General features: G+C 57.0%; 14 protein-coding genes, 2 tRNA genes and 2 other RNA genes. 17 read left to right on the top strand and 1 reads right to left on the bottom strand.

What is annotated here, in order from left to right:
* Positions 1 to 2 precede the first annotated feature (2 nt).
* Entirely contained in the window at positions 3 to 1,169 is a 1,167-nt protein-coding gene (sucC, locus tag FUU19_RS08805) for an ADP-forming succinate--CoA ligase subunit beta (RefSeq protein ID WP_025301883.1), read from the top strand.
* On the top strand, positions 1,169 to 2,041 hold the full coding sequence (gene sucD, locus FUU19_RS08800; protein ID WP_004939878.1) for a succinate--CoA ligase subunit alpha: 873 nt from the start codon (positions 1,169 to 1,171) through the stop codon (positions 2,039 to 2,041). The genes sucC and sucD overlap by 1 nt, the downstream gene beginning before the upstream one ends.
* A 72-nt stretch (positions 2,042 to 2,113) precedes the next feature.
* Here sucD and FUU19_RS08795 read toward each other — a convergent pair whose 3' ends face one another.
* Entirely contained in the window at positions 2,114 to 4,012 is a 1,899-nt protein-coding gene (locus tag FUU19_RS08795; RefSeq protein ID WP_230490122.1) for a bifunctional metallophosphatase/5'-nucleotidase, read from the bottom strand.
* 683 nt (positions 4,013 to 4,695) lie between these two features.
* On the opposite strand from FUU19_RS08795, the gene cydA reads away from it, so the two are divergent.
* From cydA to FUU19_RS08720, 15 genes are all read left to right on the top strand, one after another.
* Entirely contained in the window at positions 4,696 to 6,264 is a 1,569-nt protein-coding gene (cydA, locus tag FUU19_RS08790) for a cytochrome ubiquinol oxidase subunit I (protein WP_019454034.1), read from the top strand.
* Between the two features lie 14 nt (positions 6,265 to 6,278).
* A complete protein-coding gene (gene cydB / locus FUU19_RS08785; protein ID WP_230490123.1) occupies positions 6,279 to 7,418 on the top strand; it encodes a cytochrome d ubiquinol oxidase subunit II in 1,140 nt (379 codons plus the stop codon).
* A 17-nt stretch (positions 7,419 to 7,435) separates the two neighbouring features.
* Entirely contained in the window at positions 7,436 to 7,549 is a 114-nt protein-coding gene (cydX, locus tag FUU19_RS08780; protein ID WP_004939868.1) for a cytochrome bd-I oxidase subunit CydX, read from the top strand.
* Complete coding sequence (ybgE, locus tag FUU19_RS08775; protein WP_019454032.1) at positions 7,549 to 7,845, top strand: cyd operon protein YbgE; 297 nt, start codon at positions 7,549 to 7,551, stop codon at positions 7,843 to 7,845. The genes cydX and ybgE overlap by 1 nt, the downstream gene beginning before the upstream one ends.
* 130 nt (positions 7,846 to 7,975) lie before the next feature.
* Complete coding sequence (ybgC, locus tag FUU19_RS08770; protein ID WP_025160034.1) at positions 7,976 to 8,380, top strand: tol-pal system-associated acyl-CoA thioesterase; 405 nt, start codon at positions 7,976 to 7,978, stop codon at positions 8,378 to 8,380.
* Positions 8,377 to 9,060 carry a Tol-Pal system protein TolQ gene (gene tolQ / locus FUU19_RS08765; protein ID WP_004939862.1) on the top strand — a complete coding sequence of 228 codons (684 nt, stop codon included), beginning with the start codon at positions 8,377 to 8,379 and terminating at the stop codon, positions 9,058 to 9,060. Before ybgC ends, tolQ begins: the two co-directional genes overlap by 4 nt.
* Before the next feature lie 12 nt (positions 9,061 to 9,072).
* Positions 9,073 to 9,501, top strand: coding sequence for a colicin uptake protein TolR (gene tolR / locus FUU19_RS08760; RefSeq protein ID WP_004939859.1), 429 nt, complete (start codon positions 9,073 to 9,075; stop codon positions 9,499 to 9,501).
* Between the two features lie 81 nt (positions 9,502 to 9,582).
* On the top strand, positions 9,583 to 10,809 hold the full coding sequence (gene tolA, locus FUU19_RS08755; protein ID WP_202669084.1) for a cell envelope integrity protein TolA: 1,227 nt from the start codon (positions 9,583 to 9,585) through the stop codon (positions 10,807 to 10,809).
* A 136-nt stretch (positions 10,810 to 10,945) separates the two neighbouring features.
* Complete coding sequence (gene tolB, locus FUU19_RS08750) at positions 10,946 to 12,238, top strand: Tol-Pal system beta propeller repeat protein TolB (protein WP_004939856.1); 1,293 nt, start codon at positions 10,946 to 10,948, stop codon at positions 12,236 to 12,238.
* A 44-nt stretch (positions 12,239 to 12,282) separates the two neighbouring features.
* The gene (gene pal / locus FUU19_RS08745; RefSeq protein ID WP_025160033.1) at positions 12,283 to 12,792 is read left to right on the top strand and encodes a peptidoglycan-associated lipoprotein Pal; all 510 of its coding nucleotides are present in this window, start codon (positions 12,283 to 12,285) and stop codon (positions 12,790 to 12,792) included.
* 9 nt (positions 12,793 to 12,801) lie between these two features.
* Entirely contained in the window at positions 12,802 to 13,596 is a 795-nt protein-coding gene (gene cpoB, locus FUU19_RS08740) for a cell division protein CpoB (protein WP_230507110.1), read from the top strand.
* 180 nt (positions 13,597 to 13,776) lie between these two features.
* Positions 13,777 to 13,852: transfer RNA gene (locus FUU19_RS08735), tRNA-Lys, on the top strand.
* 15 nt (positions 13,853 to 13,867) lie between these two features.
* Positions 13,868 to 13,992: non-coding RNA, RtT sRNA (locus FUU19_RS08730), on the top strand.
* Between the two features lie 153 nt (positions 13,993 to 14,145).
* Positions 14,146 to 14,221, top strand: a tRNA-Lys gene (locus tag FUU19_RS08725).
* 41 nt (positions 14,222 to 14,262) lie between these two features.
* Positions 14,263 to 14,339: non-coding RNA, RtT sRNA (locus FUU19_RS08720), on the top strand.
* Position 14,340 lies beyond the last annotated feature (1 nt).

Here is a 14,340-nt window from a genome sequence, read left to right as displayed (position 1 = left end):
TCATGAATTTACACGAATATCAGGCAAAACAGCTGTTTGCTCGGTATGGCATGCCGGCACCAACCGGTTACGCCTGTACCACTCCGCGTGAAGCAGAAGAAGCCGCATCCAAAATCGGCTCCGGCCCGTGGGTGGTGAAATGTCAGGTTCATGCTGGCGGCCGTGGTAAAGCGGGCGGCGTTAAAGTCGTCAACAGCAAAGAAGATATCCGTGCTTTCGCGGAAGCCTGGTTGGGCAAGCGTCTGGTGACTTACCAGACTGACGCGCTGGGCCAGCCGGTTCACCAGATCCTGGTAGAAGCGGCGACCGACATCGATAAAGAGCTGTACCTGGGCGCGGTAGTGGATCGTTCTACCCGTCGCGTGGTGTTCATGGCGTCTACCGAAGGCGGCGTGGAAATCGAGAAGGTGGCGGAAGAAACCCCAGAACTGATCCACAAAATGACCATCGATCCGCTGGCGGGTCCACAGCCTTATCAGGGCCGTGAGCTGGCCTTCAAACTGGGCCTGACCGGTAAGCAAGTCAGCCAGTTCGCCAAGATCTTCATGGGCCTGGCGACGCTGTTCCTGGAGCGCGATCTGGCGATGGTTGAGATCAACCCGCTGGTGATCACCAAGCAGGGCGATCTGGTGTGCCTGGACGGCAAACTGGGCGCCGACGGCAATGCCCTGTTCCGCCAGCCGGAACTGCGTGAAATGCGTGACCCTTCTCAGGAAGACGAGCGCGAATCCCGTGCGGCTCAGTGGGAGCTGAACTACGTTGCCCTCGACGGCAACATCGGCTGCATGGTTAACGGCGCCGGTCTGGCGATGGGCACCATGGACATCGTTAAACTGCACGGCGGCGAACCGGCCAACTTCCTGGACGTTGGCGGCGGCGCGACCAAAGAGCGCGTGACCGAAGCGTTCAAAATCATCCTGTCCGATGACAAGGTGAAAGCGGTTCTGGTTAATATCTTCGGTGGTATCGTACGTTGCGATCTGATCGCCGACGGCATCATCGGCGCAGTGGCCGAAGTGGGCGTTAACGTCCCGGTCGTGGTGCGTCTGGAAGGGAACAACGCCGAACTGGGCGCCAAGAAACTGGCGGACAGCGGCCTGAATATCATTGCTGCGACCAGCCTGACTGATGCGGCTCAGCAAGTTGTTGCAGCAGTGGAGGGTAAATAATGTCCATTTTAATCGATAAGAACACCAAAGTAATTTGCCAGGGCTTCACCGGTAGCCAGGGGACTTTCCACTCCGAACAAGCTATCGCTTACGGCACCAAAATGGTTGGCGGCGTAACCCCGGGCAAAGGCGGTACTCAGCATCTGGGTCTGCCGGTGTTCAACACCGTGCGCGAAGCGGTTGAAGCGACCGGCGCGACTGCCTCGGTCATCTACGTTCCAGCGCCTTTCTGCAAAGACTCCATCCTGGAAGCGATCGATGCCGGCATCAAACTGATCATCACCATCACCGAAGGCATCCCGACCCTGGACATGCTGACCGTGAAAGTGAAGCTGGACGAAGCCGGCGTGCGCATGATCGGGCCGAACTGCCCTGGCGTGATCACCCCGGGCGAGTGCAAAATCGGCATCATGCCTGGCCACATCCACCTGCCGGGCAAAGTGGGCATCGTTTCCCGCTCCGGTACCCTGACCTATGAAGCGGTGAAACAAACCACCGATGCCGGTCTGGGCCAGTCCACCTGCGTGGGCATCGGCGGCGACCCGATCCCGGGCTCCAACTTCATCGATATCCTGAAGATGTTCCAGCAGGATCCGCAGACCGAAGCGATCGTGATGATCGGTGAGATCGGCGGCAGCGCTGAAGAAGAAGCGGCAGCTTACATCAAAGAACACGTCACCAAACCGGTTGTCGGCTACATCGCCGGCGTAACCGCGCCGAAAGGCAAGCGTATGGGCCACGCCGGCGCCATCATCGCAGGCGGCAAAGGCACGGCGGACGAGAAGTTTGCTGCGCTGGAAGCGGCGGGCGTGAAAACCGTTCGCAGCCTGGCGGACATCGGCGACGCGGTAAAAGCGGTGCTGAAGCGCTAAGATCTTAGTACGAAATAACAATATCTCGACATGTTTGGCCACCCATTGGGTGGCCTTTTTTATGGGGGAAGATCAGAAATCGTTGAGTGCCTTGATCAGCGCGATCCGATCCTGCAGGCGGCGCTGTTGCACCGGATCCGCGGCGGTTTGCCGCTGTTTTTCCAGCGAGGTGAGGGCGGTGCGGTATTCGTCGGCGTTGCGGAACAGCGCGTCTTTGACGTTGATCGAGGCGACGTTGGTGTAGCGGCCATCGTCGGTGGTCGGCACCTGGATAACGCCTTCATTGAGCAGCCGTTTGACGATCGCCCGCTGCGGCTCGTACCCCTCCATGCCGACCAGCTTCCAGCGCTGCGGCGTCACGCCCTGATACTGGCCGTGTTTCACTTCCGCCAGGTAGCGCAGAGCCAGGTGGCGAATGGTGCCTTCTTCTTCACCGTATTGCGCTTTGCTGTCAAACAGTACCGGGAAGGATTGCCCCTCCAACGCGCCGCCCTTTTGCGTCAGGTGGCCCATGCGGTAACTGTTCATGCCCAGGCGGATCGGCATGTCGTCGGTGACCGGCGTGCCGTCCGCCAGGCGCAGATCGACGATGCGCGAACCGGCGGGCTGGCGCAGATCGATGGTGTAAGTGACGCCGTCGAAGAAATCGTTGGTGGAATATTTGGACGATCGCCGCGCCGGGTTAAAGCTGTAGGTGACGTCGCCCGGCTGCAGCTGATTGAAATAGTCGGCGGACCACTCCATGTAGCGTTTAAGCGCTTTGCCGTTGAGCTGATAAACGGTGATCTCGCCGCCGGCGTATTGGTAGTTAAAGGCGATGTCCTTGGCTTTGATGTCGCCGACGTTCAATTTGGCGCGATCGTTGTCGATCTGCAGGGCGATCACCTGAGCCAGCGGCGCATAGTGGCGGGCGGCCTGCTGGAACAGCGCGCTGATGCCGGTATCCTGCACGTGCACCTGGGGAATGCCGCGAAACTCGTCGGCGGGCACCAGATCGCTGCCGCTCAGCTTCGCCACGACCCGGTTGGCGTTGGCGCGCAAAATGTCATGGTACGGCTGGTAGAGCGCTTGCATGGCGCTGTCCGGCGCCAGCCCTTTGATCGGGTAGGTGTAGCTGTTTTTGTCGATCAGCGTGAATTTGCCGTCGCGGCGTTCAAACTGCAGGTCGATGCGCGACAGCGCGCGGCCGTATTTATCCGGCTCGGTGATGATGACGCCGTTAACCACCGCTTTGTCGATCTTAACATGCATGTGGCCGGCGACGATCGCCGCCAGCTCCGGGTTGGCGTTGGCGATGTCGGCCACGCCGGTGCCGGGGCGCTGGTTCTCGTTGTCGATGCCCATATGCGCCACCAGCACGATGGCGTCGACCTGGCCGTCGATTTGCCTGATGACCTGTTTCACCGCCTGCACCGGATCGGTGAAGTTCAACCCTTTGATGCGATCGGTGCCCTTGGCGAATTCCGCGGTCATCGGCGTGTCCATGCCGATAATGCCAATTTTCACCCCCTGGCGTTCGACGATGGTGTAGGCCGGCAGGTAGGGCTTGCCGTTGTCCCAGACGATATTGCCCGCCAGCGCCGCGCCTTTGAACTGCTTGAGCGGCGTAGCCAGCACCGGTAGGCCGAAGTCGAACTCGTGGTTACCCATCACCCAGACATCGTAATTGAGCGCGTTGAGGCCCAGCATCATCGGGCTGACGGCCTCATGCTTGAAGGTTTCGACGAAGTTGCCCTGAATGGTGTCGCCGGCGTCCACCAGGATCAGGTTGGGCTGCTCGGCCCGCACCTTTTTGACCTGAGTGGCTATCTGGCTCAGGCTGCCCGCCAGATTTTCCGTGTCGCTGGCGTAGTCCCAGGGCACGAAGGTGCCGTGCAGATCGGAAGTACCCAGCAGGGTGATATTTACCGTTTCGGCGGCCATGACGTTTCCCGAGAGTCCCAAGACAGAGGCAAAGATGATTTTTTTCATAAGTTATTGTCACTCAATGCAATTTTAACATAAGTGGTCATTTTGCTACAAAATCGCAACCTTTACGATCCCATCGCGAGAAATAGACTAATATTGGAGAGAGATTTGTTGTTTTGTGACTGCTATCACTGTCACGGCTTATTGGAAATAAAAGGTTAATTATGTCGCATAATAAGCGCGTAATAATACAATGGCGGCCATTTTAAATTACATTTATTTAACACAAAAATATCATTAAAAAACAATTAAACCATTGCGCAACATGACCCTAAGAAAATTACGCGAAATGTGCTGATGAATATGGAAATAAGATGCGGATAGGCTTAAATTGTCTCAGATCAAATTAGCCCGAAGTACCTCTTTCGGCTAAGATTTGACCTGTAACCAAAAGTCTAACCCACGTCACGTAAAAACCTATTTATTGTGTGGGATTGGGCGAGTATCATCCATGTTGTGATTATGGATGGTTGATCTTGTTGCATTTGTTACCCGTTGTCGGTTTTCAGTGGCGTGCTTGTCGGCGGCCCGAGGGGCTATTGGCCGAGTGTGCGGTTGAAAGCGGAGAAGCTGGATCAAATTTGTTGTGTTTAAGGGCATTCACTGCGGGGCGTTACTGGCGGCTTTGAAAGAAGCGTGCCGATAACCGCGTGTCGGAGTCTTCCTGCGAGGAGCAAGGAGTCAAGATGTTTGATATTGTCGAACTGTCGCGCTTACAGTTTGCTTTAACGGCGATGTACCATTTCTTATTTGTCCCATTAACGCTCGGTATGGCGTTCTTGCTGGCAATTATGGAAACGGTATATGTCCTGTCTGGCAAACAAATCTATAAAGACATGACCAAATTCTGGGGAAAGTTATTTGCGATTAACTTTGCTCTGGGTGTGGCCACCGGTTTGACCATGGAGTTCCAGTTCGGGACTAACTGGTCGTATTTCTCTCACTACGTCGGCGATATCTTCGGGGCCCCTCTGGCTATCGAAGGTCTGATGGCGTTCTTCCTTGAATCGACGCTGGTCGGCCTGTTCTTCTTCGGCTGGGATCGTCTGAGCAAGGTACAGCACATGGCGGTAACCTGGTTCGTGGCCCTCGGCTCCAACCTGTCCGCGCTGTGGATCCTGGTCGCCAACGGCTGGATGCAGAACCCGATCGCTTCGGATTTCAACTTCGAAACCATGCGCATGGAGATGGTCAGCTTCTCCGAACTGGTGCTTAACCCGGTTGCGCAGGTGAAATTCGTTCACACCGTGGCTTCCGGCTACACCTGCGGCGCGATGTTCGTGCTGGGCATCAGCTCCTACTACCTGCTGAAAGGCCGCGACATCGCCTTTGCCAAGCGCTCCTTCGCCATCGCTGCCAGCTTCGGTATGGCTGCCATTCTGTCCGTTATCGTTCTGGGTGATGAATCCGGCTACGAAATGGGCGACGTGCAGAAAACCAAACTGGCCGCTATCGAAGCGGAATGGGACACCCAGCCGGCACCGGCGTCCTTCACCCTGTTCGGCATTCCCGATCAGGACAAGATGGAAAACTCCTTCTCTATTCAGATCCCGTATGCGCTTGGCCTGATCGCCACCCGCTCCACGGACACTCAGGTCACCGGCCTGAAAGATCTGATGGCGCAGCATGAAGTGCGCATCCGCAACGGGATGAAAGCCTACCAGCTGCTGGAAGAGCTGCGCGGCGGCAACACCGATCCTGCGGTACGCGCCGAATTCAACAAAACCAAGCAAGACCTGGGCTACGGCATGCTGCTGAAGCGCTATACCCCGAACGTCACCGACGCGACGGAAGCGCAGATCCAGCTGGCGACCAAGGACTCCATTCCGCGCGTGGCGCCGCTGTACTTCGCCTTCCGCATCATGGTGGCCTGTGGCGTGATCATGCTGTTGATCATCGGCCTGTCGTTCTGGAACGTGATCCGCGGCCGCATCGGCCAGAAAAAATGGCTGCACCGCGCCGCACTGTACGGTTTGCCGCTGCCTTGGATCGCGATCGAGTCCGGTTGGTTCGTGGCGGAGTACGGCCGTCAACCGTGGGCGATTGGTGAGGTGCTGCCGACGGCGGTCGCCAACTCTTCGCTGACTGCGGGCGACATTCTGTTCTCGATGGGGCTGATCTGCGGCTTGTACACCCTGTTCCTGGTGGCTGAATTGTACCTGATGTTCAAGTTTGCGCGTCTGGGTCCAAGCAGCCTGAAAACCGGCCGCTATCACTTTGAACAACCGACTGCCGCCGTGCAGGAAGCGCGCTAAACAGGAGTCCACGTATGTTTGACTATGAAGTACTGCGATTTATTTGGTGGGTCCTGGTTGGCGTACTGCTGATCGGCTTCGCCGTCACCGACGGTTTCGACATGGGCGTCGGCATTCTGGTGCGCATCATCGGGAAAACCGATACCGAGCGCCGGGTGATGATCAACTCCATCGCCCCGCACTGGGACGGTAACCAGGTGTGGCTGATCACCGCCGGCGGCGCGCTGTTCGCCGCCTGGCCGATGGTCTACGCAGCGGCCTTCTCCGGCTTCTACGTCGCCATGATCCTGGTGCTGGCCGCCTTGTTCTTCCGCCCGGTCGGTTTCGACTACCGCTCCAAGCTGGAGAGCAGCCGCTGGCGCAACATGTGGGACTGGGGCATCTTCATCGGCTCCTTCGTGCCTGCGGTGGTATTCGGCGTGGCGTTCGGCAACCTGCTGCAGGGCGTGCCGTTCCACATGGACGAGTACATGCGCCTGTTCTACACCGGTAATTTCTTCCAACTGCTGAATCCGTTCGGTCTGTTGGCGGGCGTGGTCAGCCTGACCATGCTGGTCACCCAGGGCGCGACCTACCTGCAAATGCGCACCACCGGCGAGATCCACCTGCGTTCACGCGCTGCGGCACAGATCGCGACGCTGCTCATGGCGGTGTGCTTCCTGTTGGCGGGTGTATGGCTGGTGAAAGGCATCGACGGCTTCGTCGTGACGTCGGCGCTGGACACCATGGCGGAATCCAACCCGATGCGTAAAGAAGTGGCGCATCAGGCCGGTGCCTGGCTGATCAACTTCAACAAGTATCCGCTGCTGTGGGCGTTGCCTGCGCTGGGCGTGGTGCTGCCGTTGTTCACCATCCTGTTCTCGCGTCTGGAGAAGGGCGCGCTGGCGTTCGTCACCTCGTCGTTGACCATCGCCTGCGTCATCCTCACCGCCGGGGTCACCATGTTCCCGTTCGTGATGCCGTCCAGCACCGTGCCTAACGTCAGCCTGACCATGTGGGACGCGACCTCGAGCCTGTTGACGCTGAAAGTGATGACCGTCGTGGCGGCGATCTTCGTGCCTATCGTTTTGGCGTACACCAGCTGGTCGTACTACAAAATGTTCGGTCGCCTCGACAAGAACTACATCGAAAACAACAAGCATTCGCTGTACTAAGGATAAGGAGCTAAACCATGTGGTATTTTGCCTGGATTCTCGGAACGCTTCTTGCCTGCGCCTTCGGCATCATCACGGCGCTGGCGCTTGAGCAGAGCGAAGCGACCAAAGCTCAGCAAGACGGTAAGTGATGAGCTCGTCCGTGATTGACAAGCTGTACGCTGTCACCGACAAGGGCCCGATCCGGGCCCTTTCCCTGGTGCTGGCGTTGATTTTGGCGGGGTGCGTGTTCTGGGATCCGACGCGTTTCGCCGCCAAAACCAGCTCGCTGGAGATTTGGGAAGGGCTGTTGCTGATTTGGGCGGTGTGCGCCGGGGTGATCCACGGTTTCGGATTCCGCCCGCAGCGCAGCGTCTGGCGCGCTTTTTTCGCGCCGCTTCCCGCCATTGTGATCTTGTGCGCAGGATTACTTTACGTTTCTTTATAATCTCCCCGATGTCCCCTTGTTATGGGCCCTCACGGCCCATAATTATTTTCATTCCCATCTTGTAACCCATTCCCAACCCGATCCGTCTTGCGTATAGTAGCAGCGTTAAATTGCATTGCTGGGAAGTAGAGTGAGTAATACGTTGTTTCGATGGCCGGTTCGCGTTTACTACGAGGATACCGATGCCAGTGGTGTGGTCTATCACGCCCGCTACGTCGCCTTTTTTGAAAGAGCGCGCACAGAGATGCTGCGTCAGCACAACTTTCATCAACAGCAGCTGCTCAGTGAACAAGTCGCTTTTGTCGTCCGGCGCATGACGGTGGATTATCTGGCTCCGGCTCGTCTCGACGAGCAACTGGAGGTCCAGAGCGAAATCACCTGTCTGCGCGGGGCTTCTCTCACGTTTGCTCAACGCATTGTCAATTCTGACGGGGCTCTACTGAGCCAGGCAGATGTCCTGATTGCCTGTATTGATCCACACCAAATGAAGCCAAGAGCGCTTCCTAAGTCTATTGTCGCGGAGTTTAAGCAGTGACTGACATGAACATCCTAGATTTATTCTTGAAGGCGAGCCTGCTGGTTAAGCTTATCATGTTGATTTTGATATGCTTCTCGGTAGCCTCTTGGGCGATCATCATTCAGCGCACCCGCATCCTCAATGCGGCGACGCGTGACGCCGAAGCCTTTGAAGACAAATTCTGGTCCGGTATCGAGCTTTCCCGTCTGTACCAGGAAAGTCAGGCGCGTCGCGATAGCCTGACCGGTTCCGAGCAGATCTTCCATTCCGGCTTCAAAGAGTTCGCTCGCCTGCACCGCGCCAACAACCATGCGCCGGAGTCGGTGATCGAAGGGGCGTCGCGCGCGATGCGCATTTCGATGAACCGCGAGCTGGAAACGCTGGAAACCCATATTCCGTTCCTCGGCACCGTCGGTTCGATCAGCCCGTACATCGGCCTGTTCGGTACCGTGTGGGGGATCATGCACGCATTTATCGCGCTGGGCGCGGTGAAGCAAGCCACGCTGCAGATGGTGGCGCCGGGTATCGCCGAAGCGCTGATCGCCACCGCGATCGGTCTGTTCGCCGCTATCCCGGCGGTAATGGCCTACAACCGTCTCAACCAGCGCGTCAACAAGCTTGAGCAGAATTACGACAACTTTATGGAAGAGTTCACCGCTATTCTGCATCGTCAGGCCTTCTCCAGCGACAGCAAATAAGTAGGAGGTAGCATGGCGAGAGTACGTGGACGTAGTCGGCGCGAGCTGAAGTCCGAAATTAACATCGTTCCGCTGCTCGACGTGTTGCTGGTGCTGCTGCTGATCTTTATGGCAACCGCGCCAATCATCACGCAGAGCGTGGAGGTTGACCTGCCGGACGCCACCGATTCCAAAACGGTGTCCAGCGATGACAATCCGCCGGTGATCCTTGAGGTTTCCGGCGTAGGTCAATACACCCTGGTGGTGGATCACAACCGTATGGAGCTGCTGCCGCCTGAGCAAGTCGCGGCCGAAGCCAAGTCGCGTTTGGCGGCTAACCCGAAAACGGTCTTTTTGATCGGCGGTGCGAAGGAAGTCCCTTACGATGAGATTATCAAGGCATTGAATATTCTCCATCAGGCGGGCGTGGCTTCCGTGGGGCTGATGACCCAGCCGATCTGACCGTGAGGCGAACGGCAACCCGGTTCCTGCGCTGCGGCCCAGGAACCCCGTATAAGCAACACCAGTTTTTGGGAATCTATTTTGGTAAAGGCAACTGAGCAAAACGATAAGCTGAACCGCGCCGTTATTGTTTCGGTCGTTCTGCACTTCATATTGATTGCCCTGCTGATTTGGGGATCGCTGCAGGAAAAGGTCGACATGGGCGCCGGCGGTGGCGGTGATGGCACCGTGGTGGGCGCAGTGATGGTCGATCCTGGCGCGGTGGTGGAGCAATACAACCGCCAGCAGCAGCAGAGCAACGATGCGCAGCGTGCCGAGAAGCAGCGCCAGAAAAAGGCGGAGCAACAGGCCGAAGAGCTTCAGCAGAAGCAGGCGGAGCAGCAACAGCGCCTGAAGGAGCTGGAGAAAGAGCGTTTGGCGGCGCAGGAGAAAGCTGCGCAGGACGCCAAGGCGCAGGCTGAGCAACAGCAGAAGGCAGCGGAGCAGCAGAAACAGGCCGCCGAGCAGCAAAAAGCGGCGGAAGCCGCCGCAGCCAAGGCCAAAGAGCAACAGAAGGTCGCCGAAGCCGCCGCCGCCAAGGCGAAGGCCGAAGCGGAAAAGGTCGCCAAGGCACAGGCGGACGCGCAGAAGAAAGCCGAAGCGGAAGCCAAGAAAGAAGCGGCCGCCGCTGCCGCCGCCAAGAAACAGGCGGAAGAGGCGAAGAAAGCCGCAGCTGCCGCCGCAGAGCAAAAAGCCGCAGAGGCCGCGGAGAAGAAAGCGGCCGCTGAAGCCGAGAAAAAAGCCGCAGCGGAAGCCGAGAAGAAGGCTGCCGCTGAGGCAGAGAAGAAAGCGGCCGCCGCTGAGAAAGCTGCGGCAGCCAAGAAAGCCGCTGCGGACGCCAAGAAGAAGGCTGCCGCTGAGGCTGCGAAACAATCGGATGAAGTGAGCGATCTGCTTGGCGGCCTGGCGGACGGCAAGAACGCGCCGAAGGGCGGCGGTGCCAAATCGAAAGGTGATGGTAAACCGGCCGGGCAGGGCAATGCCAAGGCGGCAGGCGCCAGCGGGGCGGATATCAATGGTTATATTGGGCAGGTTAAAAACGCGATTGAAAGCAAGTTCTATGACGCCAGTTCGTTCGCCGGAAAAACCTGTGACCTGCGTATCAAGCTGGCGCCGGACGGCCTGCTGATAAGTGTACAACCGGCGGGAGGCGATCCGGCATTGTGCCAGGCCGCGGTATCTGCCGCCAAGTTGGCGCATATACCGAAGCCGCCGAGCGATGCCGTTTATCAGCATGTTAAGAATGCTACCCTTGAATTCAAACCTTAATAATGGTTGTTTGAGCTGAGTAAGATCACAGGGATGTACTAAGGTAACCAACAGGGATTATGTAGTTTTACGTAAGTTGGTTTGTTAAAATTCTGCTAATTTATCGCAGGCATCCCGCCTGGATAAGGGAGATGAGATGAAGCAGGCATTTCGAGTAGCGCTAGGTTTTTTAATTCTGTGGGCGTCCGTGCTGCACGCGGAAGTTCGCATTGAAATCACCCAAGGGGTCGACTCCGCTCGCCCGATTGGCGTGGTGCCGTTTAAGTGGGCGGGCCCAGGCACGCCGCCGGAAGATATCGGCAAGATTGTCGGCGCGGATCTGCGCAACAGCGGCAAATTCAACCCGATCGACGTGGCGCGCATGCCGCAGCAACCGACCTCCGCGTCTGAAGTGACGCCGGCGGCCTGGACTGCATTGGGCATCGACGCCGTGGTTGTCGGCCAGGTTCAACCTGGCGCCGACGGCAGCTACCTGATCTCCTACCAACTGGTGGACACCTCGGGTTCGCCGGGCACCGTATTGGCGCAAAACCAGTATAAAGTGACCAAACAGTGGTTGCGTTATTCTGCCCATACCGCCAGCGACGAAGTGTTCGAGAAGCTGACCGGCATCAAGGGCGCGTTCCGTACCCGTATCGCCTACGTCGTGCAGACCAACGGCGGGAAATTCCCGTATGAGCTGCGCGTAGCGGATTACGACGGTTACAACCAGTTCACGGTGCACCGTTCGCCTGAGCCGCTGATGTCACCGGCCTGGTCGCCGGACGGCAGCAAACTGGCTTACGTGACCTTCGAGAGCGGCCGTTCCGCGCTGGTGGTGCAAACCCTGGCTAACGGCGCAATCCGCCAGATCGCCTCGTTCCCGCGCCACAACGGTGCGCCGGCGTTCTCGCCGGACGGCAGCAAGCTGGCCTTCGCGCTGTCCAAGAGCGGGAGCCTGAACCTGTACGTGATGAACCTCGGCTCCGGCCAGATCACGCAGCTGACCGATGGTCGCAACAACAACACCGAACCGACCTGGTTCCCGGATGGCCAGTCGCTGGCGTTTACTTCCGACCAGGGCGGGCGTCCGCAAATTTATAAAATCAGCGCCAGCGGCGGTGCCGCACAGCGTCTGACGTGGGAAGGCTCTCAGAACCAGGATTCTGAAGTCAGCTCCGACGGTAAATTCCTGGTGATGGTGAGCACCAACAGTGGTGCACAACACATCGCCAAACAAGATCTTGGATCGGGCGCCGTTCAGGTTTTGACCGGCACCTTCCTGGATGAAACGCCTAGTATTGCGCCAAACGGCACCATGGTGATCTATAGCTCCACGCAAGGTATGGGCTCCGTGCTGCAGTTGGTGTCAACTGATGGGCGTTTCAAAGCGCGTCTTCCGGCAACTGATGGACAGGTCAAATTCCCTGCCTGGTCGCCGTATCTGTGATGCATGTGTAAATATGTATGGCAAACTATAAAAGGATCAAAGAAATGCAACTGAACAAAGTGCTGAAAGGGCTTCTGCTGGCACTGCCAGTTCTGGCTGTAGCAGCTTGTAGTTCTAACAAAAGCGCGAACAACGACCAATCTGGTATGGGCGCTGGCACTGGTATGGAAAACGGCAGCAGCAACCTGTCTTCCGAAGAACAAGCTCGTCTGCAGATGCAAGAACTGCAGAAGAACAACATCGTTTACTTCGGCCTGGACAAGTATGACGTTAGCTCCGAATTCGCTCAGATGCTGGACGCGCACGCTGCATTCCTGCGTAACAACCCGTCTTACAAAGTGACCGTTGAAGGCCACGCTGACGAACGCGGCACGCCGGAATACAACATCGCTCTGGGTGAGCGCCGTGCTAACGCCGTTAAAATGTACCTGCAGGGTAAAGGCGTTTCCGCTGACCAGATCTCTATCGTTTCTTACGGTAAAGAAAAACCAGCAGTACTGGGCCACGACGAAGCGGCTTATGCTAAAAACCGTCGTGCCGTTCTGGTTTACTAAGAGAATCGCATGAACAGTAACTTCAGACGTCACCTGTTGAGTCTGTCGTTACTGGTTGGCGTAGCGGCCCCCTGGGCCGCTACTGCCCAAGCGCCAATCAGTAATGTCGGCTCCGGCTCGGTCGAAGACCGCGTCACCTCGCTTGAGCGCATCAGCAATGCTCAAGGCCAGCTTTTAAACCAACTCCAGCAACAACTCTCTGATAACCAACGCGACATTGATTCTCTCCGTGGGCAAATCCAGGAAAGTCAGTATCAGTTGAATCAGGTGGTTGAACGCCAGAAGCAAATCTATCAGCAGATGGATAGCCTCAGCCAGGGTGGCGCTCAGAATGCGCCTGCGGCCGCGGGCGCTGCCGGTGGGGCAGCCGCAGGCGCATCTTCCGATGCGGGCAGCAGCGCGCCTGCAGCCGCGTCTGCAACGCCGAGCGGCGGTGATGAGAACAGCGACTACAACGCCGCTGTTTCTCTGGCGCTGGAAAAAAAACAGTATGACCAGGCGATTTCTGCCTTTCAGTCCTTCGTAAAACAGTACCCGAAGTCTACCTATCAGCCCAACGCCAACTATTGGCTGGGTCAGTTGTTCTACAACAAGGGTAAAAAAGACGACGCGGCCTACTATTTTGCGGTGGTGGTGAAGAATTACGCGAAATCACCGAAGGCGCCGGACGCCATGTACAAGGTGGGTATCATCATGCAGGAGAAAGGGCAGGCCGATAAAGCCAAAGCCGTGTTCCAGCAGGTGATTAAACAATACCCAACCAGTGCGGCGGCCAAACAGGCGAAAAGTCGCGTAGGCGGTTAATAGTCAGAAAAATGAGCCCAGAAGTTAGTCGATTTGACCGATTTCTGGGCTCATTCGCGTGAAGAACAAGCAGTTGAACGTATCAGTAAAAAATTTAGGTTGCGCTGCCAAGATAAATTAGTAATATATGCCGCCGTTGCCAAGACATCTTGCAAGATGTTAAAGCGGCAGGGAAATTGCGGGTCGTTAGCTCAGTTGGTAGAGCAGTTGACTTTTAATCAATTGGTCGCAGGTTCGAATCCTGCACGACCCACCATTCTTCGCGAATGGCTGCGATAGAGAATCGTAAAGGATGAGAACCGTAAAGGTTCGAGTCTCGCGCAGCGAGACAACATCACTCCGGTGATGGCCCGCAAGGGCGAGGCTAAAGGCCGAGTTATCCTGCACGACCCACCATTCTTTAAGAATGGCAGCTTCAGAATCGGTTTGATGTGGCAAGTAAAGGTCCGAGTCGAGTACCCGTCGAGTTGTCCTGAACATCCCCATCCTTGTTTTCCGCGAGTCGGTTCCAATAACCTATTCGCCATCAGCAGTAAACCACATCAGTGCGGGTCGTTAGCTCAGTTGGTAGAGCAGTTGACTTTTAATCAATTGGTCGCAGGTTCGAATCCTGCACGACCCACCACTCTTTAATAGAGCAAGGTGTTAAATCGTCAGGATGAGAACCGTAAAGGTTCGAGTCTCGCAAAGCGAGACAACATCACATCAGGTGATGGCCCGAAGGGCGAGGCCAAAGGCCGAGTT

Origin of the sequence: Serratia montpellierensis (genome assembly GCF_020858655.1) — a bacterium.
Classification (GTDB): Bacteria; Pseudomonadota; Gammaproteobacteria; order Enterobacterales; family Enterobacteriaceae; genus Serratia; species Serratia montpellierensis.
Note: the sequence above shows the minus strand (reverse complement) of the source record. Positions and strands in the feature narration are given on the sequence as shown.